Origin of the sequence: Achromobacter sp. LC458 (genome assembly GCF_001005835.2) — a bacterium.
In the GTDB taxonomy this organism is placed as follows: domain Bacteria; phylum Pseudomonadota; class Gammaproteobacteria; order Burkholderiales; family Burkholderiaceae_B; genus Achromobacter; species Achromobacter spanius_B.
In genome coordinates this window covers 41,815-61,177 of record NZ_LBHW02000027.1, presented here as the reverse complement: position 1 = coordinate 61,177, position 19,363 = coordinate 41,815, and the positions used below count along the sequence as shown (strand labels likewise).

The 19,363-nt window shown below is 63.5% G+C and carries 14 protein-coding genes and 2 pseudogenes; 6 read left to right on the top strand and 10 right to left on the bottom strand.

Annotation, left to right across the window (positions count from 1 at the left end; all coding sequences use genetic code 11):
* Positions 1 to 40 precede the first annotated feature (40 nt).
* Entirely contained in the window at positions 41 to 343 is a 303-nt protein-coding gene (locus YH64_RS20720) for a hypothetical protein (RefSeq protein ID WP_052946080.1), read from the top strand.
* Positions 344 to 421: 78 nt separating this feature from the next.
* Here the strand turns inward: YH64_RS20720 and YH64_RS20715 are convergent, their stop codons facing one another.
* Together YH64_RS20715 and YH64_RS30600 are read right to left on the bottom strand one after the other, a co-directional pair.
* Positions 422 to 1,273: an MBL fold metallo-hydrolase gene (locus YH64_RS20715; protein ID WP_046806395.1), complete on the bottom strand. Its 852-nt coding sequence runs from the start codon at positions 1,271 to 1,273 to the stop codon at positions 422 to 424.
* Positions 1,268 to 1,777: pseudogene (locus YH64_RS30600) on the bottom strand (sugar ABC transporter); the annotation flags it as partial. The pseudogene YH64_RS30600 and the gene YH64_RS20715, both read right to left, overlap by 6 nt.
* 174 nt (positions 1,778 to 1,951) lie before the next feature.
* On the opposite strand from YH64_RS30600, the gene YH64_RS20710 reads away from it, so the two are divergent.
* Positions 1,952 to 2,869: a LysR substrate-binding domain-containing protein gene (locus YH64_RS20710; RefSeq protein ID WP_046806344.1), complete on the top strand. Its 918-nt coding sequence runs from the start codon at positions 1,952 to 1,954 to the stop codon at positions 2,867 to 2,869.
* 33 nt (positions 2,870 to 2,902) lie between these two features.
* Here the strand turns inward: YH64_RS20710 and YH64_RS20705 are convergent, their stop codons facing one another.
* The 5 genes from YH64_RS20705 to YH64_RS20685 form a co-directional block, all read right to left on the bottom strand.
* Complete coding sequence (locus tag YH64_RS20705; RefSeq protein ID WP_255444613.1) at positions 2,903 to 4,495, bottom strand: diguanylate cyclase; 1,593 nt, start codon at positions 4,493 to 4,495, stop codon at positions 2,903 to 2,905.
* Positions 4,496 to 4,750: 255 nt separating this feature from the next.
* Positions 4,751 to 6,109, bottom strand: coding sequence for a DUF1254 domain-containing protein (locus YH64_RS20700; RefSeq protein WP_185975407.1), 1,359 nt, complete (start codon positions 6,107 to 6,109; stop codon positions 4,751 to 4,753).
* Positions 6,110 to 6,292: 183 nt separating this feature from the next.
* Positions 6,293 to 7,063 (bottom strand): transporter, encoded by a 771-nt coding sequence (locus YH64_RS20695; protein WP_255444612.1) that lies wholly within the window; start codon positions 7,061 to 7,063, stop codon positions 6,293 to 6,295.
* A gap of 271 nt (positions 7,064 to 7,334) precedes the next feature.
* On the bottom strand, positions 7,335 to 8,363 hold the full coding sequence (locus tag YH64_RS20690) for an HAD family phosphatase (protein WP_046806347.1): 1,029 nt from the start codon (positions 8,361 to 8,363) through the stop codon (positions 7,335 to 7,337).
* A 129-nt stretch (positions 8,364 to 8,492) separates the two neighbouring features.
* Positions 8,493 to 9,641, bottom strand: a complete 1,149-nt coding sequence (locus YH64_RS20685) for a formylglycine-generating enzyme family protein (RefSeq protein ID WP_046806348.1) — start codon at positions 9,639 to 9,641, stop codon at positions 8,493 to 8,495.
* Between the two features lie 226 nt (positions 9,642 to 9,867).
* Between YH64_RS20685 and YH64_RS20680 the strand changes: the two genes are divergently transcribed.
* Complete coding sequence (locus tag YH64_RS20680) at positions 9,868 to 11,106, top strand: GGDEF domain-containing protein (RefSeq protein WP_046806349.1); 1,239 nt, start codon at positions 9,868 to 9,870, stop codon at positions 11,104 to 11,106.
* Between the two features lie 75 nt (positions 11,107 to 11,181).
* The gene (locus tag YH64_RS20675) at positions 11,182 to 13,935 is read left to right on the top strand and encodes an autotransporter outer membrane beta-barrel domain-containing protein (protein WP_046806350.1); all 2,754 of its coding nucleotides are present in this window, start codon (positions 11,182 to 11,184) and stop codon (positions 13,933 to 13,935) included.
* Here the strand turns inward: YH64_RS20675 and YH64_RS20670 are convergent.
* Positions 13,919 to 14,899 carry a GlxA family transcriptional regulator gene (locus YH64_RS20670; RefSeq protein ID WP_143215466.1) on the bottom strand — a complete coding sequence of 327 codons (981 nt, stop codon included), beginning with the start codon at positions 14,897 to 14,899 and terminating at the stop codon, positions 13,919 to 13,921. The genes YH64_RS20675 and YH64_RS20670 overlap by 17 nt on opposite strands.
* 149 nt (positions 14,900 to 15,048) lie before the next feature.
* Between YH64_RS20670 and YH64_RS20665 the strand changes: the two genes are divergently transcribed.
* Positions 15,049 to 16,272: an MFS transporter gene (locus YH64_RS20665; RefSeq protein WP_046806352.1), complete on the top strand. Its 1,224-nt coding sequence runs from the start codon at positions 15,049 to 15,051 to the stop codon at positions 16,270 to 16,272.
* Here YH64_RS20665 and YH64_RS20660 read toward each other — a convergent pair.
* Complete coding sequence (locus YH64_RS20660; RefSeq protein ID WP_046806353.1) at positions 16,258 to 17,835, bottom strand: PAS domain-containing sensor histidine kinase; 1,578 nt, start codon at positions 17,833 to 17,835, stop codon at positions 16,258 to 16,260. The two genes, YH64_RS20665 and YH64_RS20660, sit on opposite strands and share 15 nt — an antisense overlap.
* Positions 17,836 to 17,986: 151 nt before the next feature.
* On the opposite strand from YH64_RS20660, the pseudogene YH64_RS20655 reads away from it, so the two are divergent.
* Positions 17,987 to 18,097, top strand: a pseudogene (locus tag YH64_RS20655) (DUF1232 domain-containing protein); the annotation flags it as partial.
* 38 nt (positions 18,098 to 18,135) lie between these two features.
* Here the strand turns inward: YH64_RS20655 and YH64_RS20650 are convergent.
* Positions 18,136 to 19,362 carry a CoA transferase gene (locus YH64_RS20650; RefSeq protein ID WP_046806354.1) on the bottom strand — a complete coding sequence of 409 codons (1,227 nt, stop codon included), beginning with the start codon at positions 19,360 to 19,362 and terminating at the stop codon, positions 18,136 to 18,138.
* Position 19,363: the final 1 nt, after the last annotated feature.

Sequence of the window (19,363 nt, the reverse complement as noted above, 5' to 3'; positions counted from 1 at the left end):
TGTTCTGCCCGCGCTGCTTGCCGGATGTACGACTTCACAAATGAGCATGCTGACGGGCAAACGCGCCAAGACCTACAACGACGTCAATGCAAGCTGGGTTGGCAGCACGGAAGAAGCGTTGATATCGAAGTGGGGTCCTCCCAAAAAGAGCTACACGCTTCAATCCGGCGCACAGATCGTGTCGTACGAAGAGATTTGGGGCCCCATGTCCGCCTATCACGTATGCGTGGAAAAATTCATGATTGAAAACGGCATGGTGACCAAATGGGGGATTTCGGACTGCCCGGCGCGCATTTCCGGCTCGGTCCCGAACGACACCCCCGTTCCGCAGCCCACCTTGTAAGGCGATGGCTGACAGGCAAGGCGTGGATGGACAACAGCAACCGCTTTGTCGTCCGCGTCATGCTTCAGGTTTCGGGTTTCAGGTTTCATAATCCAGGCCGTAGCGTCCGCGGCTTTGCCGTATGCGCGCAAAGCCCAATTCCCCCAAGTGCATCCCGGCGATCAACAGTTCTTCTGAGCTGACCATGTCCAGCAGCCGCGAGCGCGTGGCGGCGGCCAGCGTAGGATCCTGATCGAACGCAATCGACACGTCCGGCCGTTCAATCTGGATATGAGGGAAATGGACGATGTCTCCCCAAACCAGCAGGCTTTGGTTCGAGGATTCAAACAGATATCCGGTATGCCCATCCGTGTGTCCCGGTAACGGCATCGCCCGAATACCAGGCAGCACCTGCCCGTCCGTGAACGTCGTTAGCGTCTCGCGATAGCCGTCGAACACCTGACGTGCAATCAGAAAGTTGCCGCGCGCGCGCTCGGTGGCCCGACTTAGATTTGCGTCGTCCTGCCAGAATGCAAGCTCTTGCTGATGGAGCAGCACTTGCGCATTGGGAAATGCAATTTGCCCTTCGGCGTCCACCAGGCCGCCCACATGATCGGGATGGGCGTGGGTAAGCAGAATGGTGTCGACGCTGCCCGGTTCAACGCCCGCCAGCCGCAAATTAGCGTGCAGCCGGCCGCCCCATTGTTTAATGCCCCCCGCGCCGCCGTCGATAAGAATGGTGCGGCCGGCGCCGCGTACCAGATAGCAGTTGATATGCACGGCGGCAGGGTCCGTGGCGCCAGCATCGTGCTGCATTTTGTCGGCTTCGTCGGCGTCGATATTGGACAGCAGGCTCAGGCTGGCGCTCAGGTAGCCGTCGCTGATTGCGGTGACCGTGTACGCCCCGGCTTGCTGGCTTGGAAAGGGGCAAACGGCCCGCGAACCGGTCAGTTGTTCTGTGATCGGCGTATACAGGTAAACGCCTTCAGCCAGACGCTCGACGGGCGGCGCCTTTCGCGCAGGCATCGTGGCCATCCAGCGGTGCTGTGGAAACTTCTCCAGCGCCACTGCGTGCATGGCCGACGGGGTCAGGCCCATTTGTATCAAGGGCTCGGCGCCGGTTGCACACAGCACAAGCAGATCGTCTTTATTGACGGCCGGTGCAATGCCGATACCGTCGTACAGATTGCGGTGCCAATCGGTGATGTGCTGCTGCCACTTCGCGAAATTGCCGCCGCCCTTCTGGCGATACTCGTCTCCCGTCAGCACCTCCAGCCCGTCGATCGTGTGCAAGGCCAGATAGACGGGGCACCCCGCGCTTATTGCCTTGAAGCGCTGCGACGTGTGAAAGCCGGCCACCGAAATAAGCGCGGGCAATTTATCGACGCTGTAGAAGCGGTTCCACTCGGCTTCGCTGTGGGGATCGGCGAAGCTGCACTCCACGGTATAGATCATCAGAATGTCCTTCATGACAGACGGGGCCGCTGCGGCAAGCCGGCCGTTTCATTGCATTGACGTAATGCTAAGCTGCCATTTACCGCGCATATAGCGATATAAAGTCAGTCTTCATTGACTTTTCATCAAGCTGATTGCAGCGCCTGGAACGACAGCCCCCAGCAAGACACATTCATGCGACGCAAGATTCCAAGCAACTCCGCGCTACTCGCTTTCGAGGCAGCCGCCCGCCATGGCAGCTTTGCCCGGGCGGCCCAAGAATTAGCGCTGACCGAAGGCGCAATCAGCCGGCAGATCGCCCGGCTGGAAGCGTTTTTAAACGTCCCTTTGTTTGAGCGCGTGGGAAACCGGGTTCGGCTTGCGCCCAATGGCGTGCGATACGCCGTGCAAGTTCGTCAGACGCTGGATCGGCTGGAACGGGACAGCCTTTATGTGATGGGGCAGCCCGTGCAGGGTGGGACGATTGATATTGCCGCCAGCCCCACATTCGCCACGCGCTGGCTTATTCCTCGGCTAAAGCGTTTCCAAAACCGCCATCCCGACATAACCGTGCATATTGCCGAACGGTTGGAACCCTTTATTCTTGCCGGCAGCGGTTTTGACGCCGCCATCCATTTCGAGCATCCCGCCTGGGCCGGTATGCATTTGCATCCCTTGCTGGAAGAAGTGCTGGTGCCCGTGTGCAGCCCGGCACTGCTCGCGGATGCGGGTATGGGCGCCAGTATGAACACCGGCGCCCACTTGTCATTGAACGATCTGCCGCGCCTGCATCGGCGGCAGAATCCGGACGCCTGGCAGCGATATGCCCAAGAGGCCGGCATCGAGCTGACCAATTCCGCAGTGGGCGCGCGCTACGACCTGCATGCCATGCTGATCGCCGCGGCCATCGCCGGTCTGGGCGTTGCGCTGGTGCCGCGCCTATACATCGAGGCAGAACTGGAACAAGGCCAACTGGTCGCGCCTTGGCCCAAGAGCAAAGCGGTCGCCAAGACCTTCTGCCTGGTACTGCCCGAGCCGGTCGAATTAAGCGCAGGGCCGGTCCAAGCATTCGCGACATGGCTGCTTCAGGAAGCGCAGGGCCTGGCATCGTAATGGCAGCGCGTCATCCCGCTGCTGTCCCTTGTCCTACCGGAACAACACCGATTCAATTCGATTGCGCCCGCGTTGCTTGGCGTAATACAGCGCGCGGTCGCTGCGGCTGAGCGCCAGCTCGGCATCGTCGTCCTTCGTATGCAGCGCGGATATGCCGATGCTGACCGTCAGCGGTATATCGCGTCCGCCTGTCGAGTATGGCGTGTCGGCAATCTGGCGTTGCACGCCTTGCGCAAAACGATGTGCGCTGTCGATGTCGGTATCGGGCAGCACCACGGCGAATTCCTCGCCGCCGATGCGCCCCACCAGATCGGTTTCGCGCAACTGGCCGCGCAGCATATTCGCAAAATGCTGAAGCACACCATCGCCGATGGCGTGACCCCAGGTGTCGTTGATGTGTTTGAAGTGATCAAGGTCGCACATCAGGACCGCCGACCCTTGGCCGCCGTGACCTTTGATACGCGTCAGTTCGGCGGCGATACGCGACATGAAATGGCGGCGGTTGGGCAAGGTTGTCAGCGCGTCCGTGGCGGCAAGTTCGCGCAGCTCGAGTTCGGCGCGCTTGCGGTCGGTAATGTCCGTGACAAAGCCGTGCCACACCACGCCGTTGTCGACGTCCGGGCGCGGGCTGGCGTCCCCCTGCCGCCACCGCTCGCCTTGCAGAGGCAGGCAAACGCGAAACTCCAGATGCCACGGCGTCAGCGCGGCGGCGGCGTTCTGCAACGACGCGCGATAGGCGGCCAGGTCATCGGGATGGATGCGCTGTTCGATGGCGGTGGAGCTGGCATGGACGTCATCGGCGGTCAGCTCGAACATGTCCCAGATGCCCGCGCTGACATAGGAAAACCATGCGCCGCCCTCGGGCGCCGGACGGCACTGGAAAACCAGGCCGGGCACCGCATCGGTAAGGTTGACGACCAGGTCCGCCGTGCGCTTGAGCCGGTCCGACATGGCGCGCACCGCGCTGATGTCCGTAGTCGTGCCCATCATGCGCAGCGCCCTGCCCGTCTCGTCGCGGCTGATGACTTTGCCGCGGCTACAGATCCACTTGTAGCTGCCATCCTTGCAGCGGATGCGGTGCTCGACTTCGTAGCTGTCGGTCTTGCCGTCGAAATGGTCCTGCATGGCGGCGCGCACGTAGTCCAGGTCGTCGGGATGCAGGCGGGTGTAGGCGTCCTCGATGCGCGTGGAAAGCTCCGATTCGCTATAGCCCAGCAACGCCTTCCAACCCGGCGAATAGGTGATGTCGCCCGTGACGACGTTGCGGTCCCAGACGCCCGTGCCGCTGCCCGCGATGGCCAGCGACAGCTTGCGGGCTTCTTCGCGCCAAGTGTCTTCGTCGGCGCGCTGGCCAAACAACGCGTCGCACTGTTCAATCGCCGTGGCCGCCAGACCGGCCAAGTCCATCAAGGCCCGCCGGTCTTCGTCGGTAAAGTCACGCGCCTGTCCGTGCACCAGCCGCAACACACCCAGCAGGCGCCCGCCGGCGGCGTGCACTGGACATTCGACCGACCAGGGTTGGGAACCAGCGGGAGGCGTGCCATCCACCGCTTGCCTGGAGACATCGGCATTGGCATCGGCATTGGCATCGGTACAGGCCAGCACGACCATATCGACCCTGAACAAGCGTCGAGTCAGGCGCGCCAGCCGGTCCAGTGAACGGCCGGGTTCGCAGTGGGTTCGGCTCGCGCCATCGCCAGGGGGTCGGGGTGCATACGGATCGCCGATAACTGGCATTTCAGGGCCTGGTCAGGATGGGATACACCGGTACGCCCGGCTCCACATGCCTGACATTTTGTCACGATCTCCACCAAATTTGCGTTTGGCATTTTTGGCCCTGCCTGCGGCCCTATTCAAACGCCGAAAGCCGTTGTTGGGACTTCACGGCACCTTGTTCAACTGGGGCATCTGCCACTTGTTATCCAGCACTTCCTGTTTGGGCTGATACAAGCGAAGAATGACGTAAAAGCCGCCTTTGGGCGCCGGCAGCCAGTTGGCGGCGTTGTCGCCCTGGGGCTTGTCAGCCTGGATCGGGATCGTGATGGAACCGTCCGGCGCCACCTTCAGCCCTTGCGTGTCGGAACCGACCTTGTAGCGGTTCAGTTCGTTGGGAACCAGCATCTTGTCGTCGGCGTTGTACATCGTCAGCGACCAGAAGGCGTCTACCGGCGGTGCCGAATCCAGTTTGACCACATAGCGGTTGGCGCCGCTTAGCGGCTTGCCCTCGCTGTCGGTGTATCGAAGCGGGTACATGGCTTCGCGCTCGCCCTGGCCGCCCAGGTACGGGCCCGCGACGAGGGCTCTCAAGGGATAGTCGTAGCCAAAACTATCAAGCCCGGTCACCCAGTTCCAACCATTGCGCACGCTGGAGGTACTGTCCAAGGACGCCGCCGCGACGGCTGGGCCATCCTTCAACCCGCGTGCCATCCCCTTGCGGGTGGCGTCGCTGAGCTTGCTGGGATCAAACCCTTTCTTGGTCAGACCGATGCGCTCGTATTGCGCGAACAGCGCTTCGTCTGCCGGCTTCACGCTGGTTGATTGCAGGGCAAAGGCAAGGTGCTTGAAGAAACCAAATTCATCGTCGGCGATATCGGGCATCGGCGGCAACGACGTGATATCGCTGGCCTTGCCGCTCAAGGGTTTCACCGAGAACTGCTTCTGCAAAGCCAGCACCGGCGCGGGGTCTTCTCCCTGTTTGACTTGCAGTCGTCCCCATAGCCAGACTTTGTCGGTGCTGACATCAAGCCGCTTCATCCCCGCAGGGACCTTGCCTTTCCAGCCGGGCGGAGCAATCAGGAACTTGCCGGCTTTGGTGCCGGTCACGCGGCGGCCCACGTAGTGCTCCAGTTCCTGCCACGTGCTGAACAGGTCAACAACGTAGTAGCGATCATGGGTATCCGGCACGGTCAACACATAAGGCTCGGTCAGCTTTAAAACCGTGCTCATGTAGTAAGTGTCGTTGTTGGCCGTAGGCATATCCTTGGCGTCGGGATTGGCCAACATCGTCGCCCAGCCCATCTTGTTAAGCGGCGCGCGGTAGCTGGTGGGCGGCTTCGGTGAGGGCACGTCGATGTACTCGCGCATGACGCGTTCCATGCGGACCAGCGGGTAGCCCCAGGTATACGCCGACACGGCCAGGGCATAGCCGTCCGCTTCCTGACCCCGCGCGATGACTTCGGGTGTGCCCGTCGTCGTCAACAGTTGATCGGGAAAGTCGCGCGTGGCGGCCGTGGAAAGCATCGGCGCCAGTGCCGCGGAACTTGTTATGGCTGCGATGCATAGGAGGTTTGCGATTCTTCCATTCATGCGGTTTCTCCTTGGGAAGCCTGGATTGGCGATCGGTAGCGCGAGAGCCGTGGGGCAGCCCCGCGTTGCGCCCTTGCCCGCGGTCCGAACGCGCCGGTCGCAAGCACGGGGTCGAATTTATTTGGGGAAAAGCAGCGTGACCGTGAAGCGTCCGCCCCACCCTCTGGGCCCGTTGTCGGCGGACTCTGCCCAATAACGCAAACCGACCTGAAAGCTGATGGGCTGATCGCCCACTTTGGTCACTTTGGATACCTGGAGGTTGATCGGCACCGCCCATTCGGACTTCTTCCAGTCATAGGTCGACTCGGTGTTGAGCGCGTACGTGATGGCGTCCGGCGTGGTGTATGCCAGGAACGGCTGTAGGAACGTGGACGACACGCCGGGGCGGGAAGACTGCCCCGCATACGACCAGATGTGATTGCCCAGCCCGCCATAGGTCCACGGGCCGTCCTGCTGCAACACCACGCCGGTTGGCCCGGCGCCCCATTTCTTGCTGCCCAGTAGTTTGTCGGTGGCCGTGGGCAACAATAACGCGGGTCCCACCCCCCAGATGGTGCCCGAGGCCGTCGGCTTGGAGGGAGACAGGAAGAAGCTCTGAACGGTATCGCCCAGGCCGCTCTGGCTGGACCCATCGCCGGCCACGTCGCTCTGCCAAACCACCGGCAGAATCGTTCGCGAAATCAGGTTCCAATCTTCGTTCAGCGTGATCGGAACCACCGGCTGAATATTCACGGTATTGCGGTGGCCGTTACCGCCAGGCCCCATGCCGCGATCGTAGTTGTATTGGAACGGAACGCTGATCAACGCGGCGACGGGATTGCTAAGCTGCTTGGCAAGCTCCTGGCTATCAGCGGCAAGTGCCGTGCCCGTGCCCGTGCCCAACGTCAACGCCGCCGCAAGTATTGCCCGACGCTTAAACGAAACGTGCGCGCGCTGCCGTCGGGCATGAATAACTGTCCAACAAAACATGAAAACTCCCCGAGGTCCGGCCCGATTCAGGCATAGGTTCTATGGAATTAATTCGTGCAAAGCGTCTTCAACTCTAAAGGGATCGGGCGGCGACGTAAACGGAATTTGGCCGATGCGTTGTCGCTCGGCTGACAGGATCGGGGAGGTCCTGGCGGCAAATTCCTCGCAGCCGCACGAGCCACGCACAGGCTCAAGGCTTTTCGAATTCGTATATCCGCTTCCACTCCGTCTTCATGTCAACCACCGTCCATCCGCTGCGCTGGGCTTCGTCCAGCGCGCGGTCCAGGCGCCCGATGCTGGAGTCCCTGTCGTAGGCCCATTCGCGTTGCGCGTCGGTATGGTGGACGATGCCGGCAAAGCGTTTGCCCGCGCCGGCGGTGGTCCACTGCAACATCTGCAGGTCGCCATCGGAGTTACCGAAGGCCAGTAGCGGGCGGCGGCCGATGTAGCGTTGGATGGCTACCGGCTTGCCCGGGCCGTCGTCGTTGAACTCAAGCTTGCCTTGACGCCACAGCACGGGCTTATCGCCGCGCATCTCGAAGGTGGTGGAAAAGCCGCTGCCGATGACTTGCTCTGGCGGCACGCCGTAGGCGGCCTGCGCCCAAGGACGCATGAACTCGGTTTCGCCGCCCGACACGATGTAAGTCTTGAAGCCGTTTGCGCGCAGATATGCCAGCAGTTCGCGCATCGGCAGGAACGTCATCGAGGTATAGGGCTGGTCAAAGCGCGGATGCCGCGCCGTTGCCGTCCACTGCGTTACGCTTTTCGTGAAGTCATCCACCGACATGCTGGTGTGCGTCGCCCCCACGATCTTCAACAGCCCCGCCTGCCCCGCTTTGGCCAAGGCGGCTTTGTCGCCGTCAATCGCCGCCTTGAACGGCTGGCGCTTCGCCCACTCGGGGTGCGCGGGCGCCATTTCCTTGACGCGATCCAGCGCGAACAGCACCTCGAAATACAGCGGCTGCTCGGACCACAGCGTGCCATCGTTGTCGAACACCGCGATGCGTTCCTCGGCCGCGACAAAGTCCGGGCTGCCCGGTTGCGTCACGGCCTGCACGAAGTCGACGATAGCGGTGCGCGACGCCCCGTCGTTCCATGAAGGCAGATCGGCTTGCGGTGGCGACGCTTTCTGAGGCGATGCACATGCCGTCAACAGGGCGAGGGTCGCCACCGCCAGCCATGTCGCCCAGCCCCGCCGTTTTTCAGTTGATTGCCTCATCGTTCGCGTCCTCGCGCATCTTGCGCAGTGGCTATTCGCCCTGCCTGGGCGGGTTCAATGCTTCGGGCACGCCATGCCAGGGCTTCGGCCAAAACCGGCCTCACCCTTCAGAAGTGCCCCGGCAAGGGTTCAACGGCTGGCGACGCGTCCGGGTTGCTGTTGCGCCTGCTTCCACTGATCGACGGTCATCACCGTCCGAAAGCCCAGGTGCGACATCCCGTTCATGGGGTCGTTGCCGCGGCGCGCGCTGGCGCGGTAGCTGATGCAGTAGGTATCGCTGCACAGAAAAGAGCCGCCGCGCGTCACGCGCTTGGGCGCGGAGGCCGGCACATTGCCGTCGTCGGGGTCGAAGCTGTCGGCGGGTCCGGCGGGATCTTGCGGCGGCTGCCGGTATTGCGCCTGGATGCGGAATGCGTCGGCGCGATACCAGTCGGCCGTCCACTGCCAGACGTTCCCCGCCATGTCATAAAGGCCGTATGCGTTCGGCGGGAACGAGCCCACCGGCGTCGTGCCAACCTGGATCTTTTCATCCTTGACGACCGGGAATGGCTGCTGTTGCTGCGTGTCCCAGATGTTGGCCATGGGTTTGCCGTTGGGACTCAGTTCATTGCCCCAGGCATAGGTGGCCTGCTCCAGGCCGCCGCGCGCGGCGAACTCCCATTCCGCCTCGGTGGGCAGGCGCTTGCCGGCCCACTTGGCATACGCCAGCGCATCCTCGTACGACACCTGGACCACCGGGTGGTCGTCCTTGCCGTCGATGTTGCTGCCCGGGCCTTGCGGTTGGCGCCAGCTGGCGCCGGGCACGAAGCGCCACCAGCGGCTGTAGTCGCGCAACGACACTTCGGCTTCGGTTCCTACAAAAACCATGGCGCCGGGCACAAGCTGACTGTCGTCGGGTCGCGGCGTGCCCGGGGGCAACTGGACTTTCAGGTCTTCCCATTTGGGCTTTTGCTCGGCCGTCGTCACGTAGCCGGTGGCCTGGACGAATCGGCGAAATTCCGCATTGGTGACGTCATGCGTGTCCATCCAGAAGCCGCTTACCCGAACGCTATGCGGGGGCAGTTCGTTCGGTTGCGACAGCTTGTGGTTGTTGCCCATGAGAAATTGGGCAGGCGGAATCCAGGCCATGCCGGCCGGCCCCTGCTTGCCGTCGCCCAGCGTGGCAACCACGGCCGCCGGCTTCGGTGTGAAGTCTACGCCCGCGATATAGGCGCCCAGCGCACTGGCGCCCAGGAGGACGCCGGCTATCGTCAATCCGACTTTCAGTTGCGGCTTCACGTGTCCTCCGTACTGCTATGGATACGAAACACTGGCGCGGAATTGTTCAATATTCCATTAACTTTTGCCGGATGTCGAGAATTTCACCGTCCCTTTTCCCCTCCGCTTCACGCCCTGCCATGCATTGACAATGCTTGACGGTTGAGCGCTGGCGACACAATGCGACACACTGTAATCTTTTCAAACACGTACGCGGTTCAACCGGCTCGCATTTCTTCACCCTTCTATGCCTGCAACTCTGCTCGAATGGTCCGTGCCCGCGGCGATCCTGTTGTGCGCCATCGGACTGTGCGCCGCGCGCTTGGTAGGCTTGAACACCCTGCGATGGGGTTATGCGCTTGCCTGCCTGGGTACCGGTTACGCCGTCATGCTGGTGCAGGCCAATGCGCTTTCTCCTTATAAACAAGTCGTCGAGGACGCTTTCATTCTGGGAGGCGTCATATTGGCCTGCCGCGCACTGCAAGCCCGCCATCGCACGCAAACCCCTTGCTACTTTGATATTGCAGTCCTGGCCGCTTCGACGGCAATGGTGCTGGTGTCGGTGGTGTTGTTTGCCAGTGCGAAGCTGGAGACGTTTTTTGTCCAGGCCTGCTGCGCGCTTGTGATCTGGCGGACCGCGCTGTCTTTTGCCCGGCAGGTTGCAAGCACATCGGACAAGGTCCTGGTCGCAGCGTTTCTGTTTATCGCGCTGGTGTTAACGGGACAGTGCATCTTGTACCTGGCCGCCACAACGCCGCTTTTGGCAGCGGGGGAATGGAGAACGTCCGTCTGGGGGACGTTGATCCAATACACCGGGCTACTTGGAAGCATCGTCCTGACCTTCGCGGTGTTTATCGCAACCAGTCGCGATGCCATAGACAAATATCGCCGCCAGGCACACACCGACGCGTTGACCGGGCTGCTGAACCGACAGGGACTCGGCAACTTTCTTGCCCCCGATTCCGGCCGCCGCTGCCCGGACGGCGCAACGCCGACCGCGCTGATCATGGCCGACATCGATAATTTCAAACGCATCAACGATGTGTTCGGCCATCCATTTGGCGACATGGTACTGGCGCGCTTTGGCGCCCTGCTGCGCCGCGCGGACAACGCCCGCACATGCGCGGCTCGCTTGGGAGGCGAAGAATTCCTGTTGATGCTGCCGGCCGAAAATCTGGAAAGCGCGACGGCAATCGCCGAGCGAATCCGCGCGGATTTCGTCGCGCAGCGCTGGGCGCCGCACGCACCTGACTCGCGCTTTACGGCCAGCATGGGAGTGACCCTGTTGCAAGCGGAAGAACCGTTTTCCAGCGCATTGAAGCGCGCGGACGACTTGCTCTACGCGGCCAAGCGACGAGGACGAAACTGCACGGTTTCAAGTGATGCACCCGGCGCGACCGTCTATGCCCGATCCCCGTTCGGCAACAGGGTTCGCAGGAAAAGTCCCGCGCGAGAACATGAGTCTCGCAGCGCCCGCCGTGGGTAATCACCTATTAAGAAATACGGCCCGCGTGCCGTATTGCCAGTGTGTCTTTGCCATCCACCTTGGGGAGAAGTTATCTTGGTCGACAAGAATTGCAATGTCGCGGGGCGGTCAAAATGGATCATCCTGTTTGCATGCGCGGCTAACTTCGGAAGCCCCACGTACGCGCAGTCGGTGATCGGTACCGGTGACGTGGTACCCGGCGCGGTCCAGACGCCGGATTGGGCTGTGGGTGGCGATCTATCTGTTGGCGATTCCCTTGCCGGGGACTTGACTATCCGCGATGGCGGCACCGTTCAAAACAATGCGGCCTTCGTCGGCAACTTTAATGGCGGCGTGGGCACCGTGACCGTGACAGGCAGCAACGGCAGCGGCATCGCATCCGCCTGGACCAGCCTGGACGATGTCTATATCGGCACCCGGACCGGCAGCACCGGCACATTGAATATTCTGAACGGCGGCACGGCGCAAGGCGCTGCCGGCACCATTGGCTGGGAGAGCGGCAGCATCGGCACCGTGCTCGTTTCGGGCCGGAACTCTACCTGGAATCTGTCAGCAACCCGCCCGTTCGTCATCGGCGAGGACGGCAAGGGCACGTTGCGCATCGACGACGGCGGCACCGTGCATAGCGGCCAAGGGACGATCGGTTGGAACGCCGGCAGCGAAGGCAGCGTGACGGTGTCCGGCAAGGGATCCGTCTGGGACCCTGTCAACAATATCTACGTGGGCTTGGACGGCGTTGGCGAACTGAACGTGCTGGAGGGCGCCGCCGTGCGCACCGTGGGATCGTCTCCGCCCGGCGCCGCCGCAACGGTTTACATCGGCACGAGAGCAGGCGCCGCTGGCACCGTGACCGTCTCAAGCACAACAGCCGATGTCTCGACGCTGAGCGCAAGCGACCGTATCGAAATCGGTTCGGCAGGCACGGGAACAATGACCATCGCCAAGGGCGGGCTGGCAGTCGCCAACAGCGACACGTGGCTGACCGTCGCCAACACCGCAACCGGTACGCTGAACCTCATCGGCGATGCCAGCGGCCGCGGCGTGCTTGAGACCGGGTCGGTCATCAAGGGTGCGGGCGACGCCACGTTCAACCTGGATGGCGGCGTCCTGCGCGCCAAGCGCGACAAGGCCAACTTCCTGAATGGTTTTCTGACGCAGGCAATCGGAAGCGAAGGCGCCTCGTTCGATACCAACGGCTACGAGGTCGGCGTGATGACCGCGTTTTCGGGAACATCCAGCCTGAACAAGCTGGGAGCGGGCAGGCTTACGCTGTCCGGCGATAGCAGCGCCTTCACGGGCACCACCGATGTCCGGGCCGGCACGCTGCAAGTCGATGGCGTGCTGGGCGGCCCGGTGAACGTTCTGCCGGCGGCACGGCTGACCGGCACGGGACGCGTGGGCGCGACGGCCAACCAGGGCACTATCGCTCCGGGACCGCGCAGCGGCTTCGGCGTCCTGACGATTGCCGGTAACTACACGGCGCAAGGCGGCAACCTGGAAGTACGCACCCAACTCGGCGGCGATAGTTCACCCACCGATAAGTTGGTCGTGACCGGCGACACGGCGGGCGCAACACCGGTCACTGTCACGAACATGGGAGGCACCGGCGCGCTGACCCAACGGGGCATCCAGGTCGTGCAGGTCAACGGAATTTCGGCGGGGCAGTTCAACCTGGCTAATGGCGACTACGTCATCCAGGGGCGCCCTGCTCTGGTGGCCGGCGCCTATGGCTACGTGCTTCAACAGGACTCGGCCGACGGCGGCTGGTATCTGCGATCGTCCCTGACCGATCCCGGCACATCCCCCACCGGCCCTGGCACCCCCGCCACCGCTCCCGGTACGCCACCGCTCGGCGGCGGATCGCCGGGCACTGCGACGCCTCTGCTTTATCAGCCCGGCGTACCCGTCTATGAAGCCTACGCGAGTACCCTGCTTAACTTGAGCCGGCTGCCTACCCTGCGCCAACGCGTCGGCAATCGTCTTTACGACTCGGCGGACGTGGGCCGCAATGGCGTCTGGAGCCGTGTGGAAAGTACGACCAGCAGGCTCAAGCCTTCCACGTCAACCACCGGCGCACGCCAGGACATCGATAGCTGGAAGGCGCAATTCGGGGTCGACCGTGTTCTGGCCGGGCAGGAACAGGGCGCGCGCTTGGTGGGCGGCATTGCGTTCAACTACGGCAAGGCCGACACGCACATGTCGTCGGCGTATGGCAACGGCACCATCGACACCACCGCCTATGGGCTGACGCCAACCTTGACCTGGTACGGCAAGGACGGCTTCTATGTCGACGCCCAGGCTCAGGCCACCTGGTTCGACAGCGACCTGAATTCGCGGCTGGCCGGCAAACTGAAGGGCGGCAACAAGGCCAACAGCTACGGGCTGGGTGTGGAAGCGGGCAAGGCATTCCAGCTAAACGAGCGCCTGGCCCTGATTCCGCAGGCGCAGCTGACGTACGCATCGACCCGTTTCGACAGCTTCAATGACAAATTCGGCGCGCACGTTGAAAGCGACAAAGGCGACAGCCTGCTGGCCCGCCTCGGTGTGGCGCTGGACTACAAAAGCAATTGGCAAACGGGTGGCGTGAACCGGGAATCCAGCGTCTATGGCGTCGTCAACGTCAAACACGAACTGCTGGATGGCACCCGTGTGCGCGTGGCGGGCGTGCCCGCGTCCAACCGCATGGCGCGGACCTGGGGCGGCCTGGGCGCCGGCGCAAACTACGGTTGGGGCGATCGCTATGCGATCTACGGCCAGGTTGACGCCGACGCGGACTTCTCGGGCAGCTACATCGTCACCGCGACCGCGGGTTTCAGAATGACGTTTTAGCCGTTTCGACGCCCTGCCTGGCCATGCGCCGAAGCGCCTGCGGCGGTTGGCCGTAGACGCGCAGGAACGTGCGCCGCATGCGTTCGGTGTCGGAAAAACCCGCCCGCCGCGCCACGCTATCGATGCTGTCGGCCCCCGCCTCAAGATGCGCGCGCGCCGCCTCGGCCCGGATGCGCTCGACCGCCTTGGCGGGCGTCTCGCCCGTCTCTGCCTTGAAGCTGCGCAGGAACTGGCGCGGGCTGACGCAAGCCACCTCGGCCAGACGCTCCACGCTTAGCGCCGCGCCCAGATTGTTGCGGATGTGCTCCAGCACCGCGCGCATGCGTTCGCTGTCGGGCGCCAGGTCCTGCAGCGCCGAGAACTGCGACTGTCCGCCCGAACGGCGGTGATAGACCACCATCTCGCGAGCGGTGGCGGCCGCCACGTCGGCACCCAGATCAGCTTCGACCATCGCCAATGCAAGGTCTATGCCGGCAGTGATGCCCGCCGAGGTCCAGGTGTCGCCGTCGCGCACGTAGATGCGGTCGGCGTCGACTCGCACGCCGGGATAGTCACGCGCCAGCGCGGCGGCGTAGCGCCAGTGGGTGGTGGCGCGCAGCCCGTCGAGCAGGCCCGCGGCCGCCAGCACAAACGCCCCCGTGCAGACGCTGGCCAGGCGCCTGCCGGCCTGCCGCTGTTCGTGCAGATACCTGTGCAAGCCCGGGGTCACGGCCGCCGCGCGCGCGCCCTCACCGCCCGGCACCAGCAGCGTGCCGGCAGGCGCGTCGCGCCACGATTGCGTCATGACCTGCACGCCACAAGAACTGCGCACGGGTCCGCCGCGCTCGGACACGACGTGGACTGCATAGGCGGGGCCCGCGGCGGTCCCGGCCTGCTTGCCGGCCGTCTGGAACACGGCGGCGGGGCCGGACATATCCAGCAATTGAAAGTCGGGCACCAACAGAAAGACGACGTCGTGAGGCATGGCGTTTTTTGCGGGAATTATGTCATTTGCGCCAAAGTGTGCGCCGATAAAGTGACGCCTGTCAAACCGCAACCGCTCCGTCCGATCCGCCGCACTCTGCTCGGCACCCAGCCTCCTCATCATTGCCCTTCAATCCCGTCGCTCCCACCATGCCCCCATCCCCCTCGCTCACGATTGGTCGTCGCAACGCCCGCATTCTGGCCGTGTGCCAGGGCCTGTTCGTCGCGGCCATTTCCATTGACTTGACGCTGACCGCGCTGACCGGCCACATGCTGGCTCCCAACAAAGCGTTGTCGACCCTGCCCTTTGCGCTGATCACGGTAGCCGGGGCTTTGGTCACCTGGTTTGCGTCGCTGCTGATGCAGCGCATCGGCCGGCGCAACGGGTTTGCATTGGGCGCCCTGGCCGGTGCGGCGGGCGGCGCGCTATCGGTGTGGGCGGTATTTCATGCCGACTTCTGGGTCTTTTGCGCCGGTACCGCGCTGGTCGGCGTGTTCCAGGCGTTTGCCCAGTACTACCGCCTGGCGGCGGCGGACGCGGTTGAGCCGGCCGCCAAGAGCCGCGCAATCTCGGTGGTGATGGCCGGTGGCGTCATCGCCGCCATTGCCGGCCCCGCACTGGCCGCCTGGAGCCGCGACCTGTTCGCGCCGGTCACCTTCGCCGGCGCCTACCTGATGGTGACCCTGTTGGCGCTGCTGTCCGCCGCGCTGCTGTGGGGCGGCTATCGGGACGCCGAAGCGCCCGCCGCTGCCGGCCAGACGCAGGCCGGCCTGCCGGCACGCCCGCTGCGCGACGTGGCGCGCCAGCCCGTGTTCATCGCCGCGCTGGCCAACAACGTGGTCGGGTCCGTTTCGATGATGTTCATCATGACCGCCGCACCGCTGGCCGCCGTGGCATGCAGCCACAGCATCGGCGACGGCGCCAACATCATGCAATGGCACCTGGTCGGCATGTACGCGCCCGCCTTCTTTGCCGGCACGCTTATCCAACGCTTCGGCCTGCCCCGGGTGCTGGGCGCGGGCATGCTGCTGAACGTCGCGTGTTCCTTGATCGCAATGGCGTCTCCGGCGCTGCCCGCGTTCTATGCAGCGCTGTTCTGCCTGGGGGTGGGATGGAACCTCATGTTCGTCGGCGGCACCACGCTGCTGGCGCAATCCTACCGCCCGTCGGAACGCGCCCGCGCGCAAGGGGCCGCCGAGATGCTGCGCTATGCCGCGACCGCGTTGGCGACGTTGGCGGCCGGTCCGGCGCTGGACGCCTTCGGCTGGGAAGCGCTTAACGCGGCCATGCTGCCGGTGGTTCTGGCGGCGGGCGTGATGACGTGGTGGTGGGCGCGTGGCCAGGCGATGCCCCAAGCCTCAAGATGCGGGTGAACTGATCGCGCGCCCGACAGTTTCCACGTCTTTCCCATGCAGAACGCGTGTCAGCATTTCCATTGAGTACGGCTTTTGCATGACCGGAAACGGGGCGACTGCTTGCCCACTGATGGCCTCGCTGTATCCGCTGGCAAGCACGATCCGTATATCGGGCCATTGCGCCCGGATACGGCGCCCCAGCTCAACACCGTTCATGCCAGGAAGAACCACGTCCAGAATCGCGATGTCACAGGAACCGCTTTGCGCGGTCAGGTGCGACAGCGCGGCTTCCGCATCAAGGACCCAGGTCGCGTCCTGGCCCATGTCCTTCAACATCGTGTGCACCACATCGCCCACCATGCGATTGTCTTCGACCAGCAAGACGCGATTCCGAACCTGGGGATCGCGACACTGCTGATCGCTCTCATCGTGGGTTTTTGTCGTTGCCTCGAAGGCCGGCAGATAGAGCGTAAACGTGGTCCCCTGACCCACCTGGCTGTGGACGTCGACATCGCCGCCGGACTGCTGGACAAACCCTTGCACCTGGCTCAGGCCAAGACCCGAATTTTCGTGCCGGCCTTTAGTCGAGAAAAACGGTTCGAATATATGTTTGGCGACCTCGTCATCGATCCCGATGCCGGTGTCCTTGACCGCCACCGCAACCTGCGGCGCGTGCGCATTGGGACCGCGGCCCGGCGTCGGCGTACGATCTGCCTGGCGCGCGGAAATGGTCAGGCGACCGCCCGCGGGCATCGCGTCGCGCGCGTTGATGACCAGATTCAACAGCGCCGATTCAAACTGTGCCGGGTCTGCATAGACGGTCGTGTTCCCCGGGCCCACCTCGTAGGACAAGGCGATGGACGACCCTACCGAGGCTTCAACCAGCTGTCGAAGCGACGACAGGCTGTCGCGCACGTCGAACACGTGCGGTTTAAGGGGCTGCTTTTTTCCATATGCCAAGAGCTGGCGCGTAAGTTGCGCCGCCTTCTCCGTCGTGTCGGAAATGATGCCGACATAACGCATCAAAGACGCCGGCATATCGCGTGATCTTTTCAGGAATTCGGCCGAGAACCGTATCGCCGTCAAAAAATTATTGAAGTCATGGGCAACGCCGCCGGTCAGGCGTCCAATTGCTTCCATGCGATGCACGTGATGCATGGCATCGCGCGCGGCCTGGAGTTCTTCGCGGTGCCTCTTCTGCTCCGTCACGTCGCGCGTGATCTTCGCGAAGCCCACGTGCCGCCCCTTGTCATCATGGACCGGATCGATGACGACGCTACACCAGAAGCGCGTCCCGTCTTTTCGCATCCGCCAGCCTTCCGCCTCGAAGCGCCCTTCCTTTCTGGCCGTCTCCAACGCACGTTCTGGCACCCCCGCGGCGCGGTCTTGCTCGGTATAAAACACCGAGAAGTGCTGACCGAGTATTTCGCCTTCTTTGTATCCCTTGAATCGCTCGGCGCCAGGGTTCCAACTGCTGACCCGCCCCTCTGCGTCAAGGAGATATATCGCGTAGTCCATCACGGCATCTACCAGAAGCCGATACCGGTCTTGTTCCGGAAAGTCTGCGGGTGACTGTTTCATGCTGATTCAAAATGGTCGTAAATTTGACGGCATTCCCGCGCGGGGCTGCCGTCTTGGCGCTGTAGTTTCGTGATCGTACGCGCTGACCGCCCGATCGAAAACGGGGACAACCCCGACGCCCATTTCAAAGCAATTCAAAGCCGCCTTATGACTTAGCCCTGTCGACCTGATACCCGACTTCAGCCCGGTGCCTGGGTCTGTCGATGATCTTTTATTACTGCCCGCCCTCATTGGCTTGAGCATCAAGCTCTTGCCGGCCGACGCGCGCGGTTCCCAGCGGCCGGAGCCGCGCGTATCGCGCTACGCCGTGGCGACGATGCCCGCATCGTGCAGGCGGCCGATGGCGCCACTGTCCAGGCCCAGCAGTTCGTGCAGCACCACATCGGTATGCGCTCCCAGGCACGGAGCGGGCGGGGTCGGGGTGCGGTCAAGACCTGCCACGCGGGCGGCGGCGCCGGCGCTCCAGTATTCTCCGATGCCCTCCGTGGACATGCGCTCAAAGACGGGATTGGCCGCGCCGATGCGCGGGTCGCGCTCCAGCAACTCGCCCACGGTGCTGTAGCGGCCCCAGCACACCTTGTGCTGTGTCAACGCGGCCTCGGCCTGCGCTGCGGTGCGTACCGCAAACCAAGGCTCTACCAGGCCGGCGATTGCGTCGCGGCCTTCGAAGCGCTGCGCCTCATCGCGAAAATCCAGACCCAGGCGGCTTTCGGCTGCGCTGATCGCGTCGGCGATATCGCAGCATTGAACCAGCGCATTCCACTGACCGGCCGAGATGGCCGCCACCATGATGCGCACGCCATCCGCCGTCGAAAAATCACGTCCGAAGGCGCCGTACAGGTGATTGCCGATGGACGGGCGTTCCTGTTTCAGCAGTTCTGCCTCGGCCAGCACGCCCAGGTGCGACAACATCGAGAACGCGACGTCTGACAGCGCCAGCTTGATCTCGGCGCCGCTGCCCGTGGCCGTGCGACGGTTCAGCGCAGCCGTAATGGCGAATGCGGCCTGGTAGGCGCAGGCGATGTCCCAGGCGGGCAGCACGTGGTTGACCGGCCGGTCGATGGACCCGCCGCCCGTGACCGCAGGGTAGCCGGTGGCGCAATTGACGGTGTAGTCCACGGCGGTGCTGCCATCGGCATTGCCCTGGATGGTGCAGCTGATCAGGTCGGCGCGCCGGGCCGCAAGCACGTCATGAGCCAGCCAGGGCGCGGCCACGTTCGTCAGCAATACGCCGGCTTGCGGGCCGGGCGCGGTGGCCAATGCCTGGATCAGTTCACGGCCTTCGGGCTTGCGCAGATTGATGGCGATGGATCGCTTGCCTTTGTTCAGCGCGGTCCAGTACAGGCTGCGGCCATTGCCGTCGGCCTGCGGCATGCGCGGCATGCGGCCGTAGTCGATGCCGCCGCCGATCATGTCCACGCGTATGACGTCGGCGCCGAATTGCGCCAGGGTCAGGCCGGCCAGCGGCGCGGCGATGAAGGCCGAGCTTTCGATGACGCGGACCCCGCCAAGGAAGGAATAGGTCATC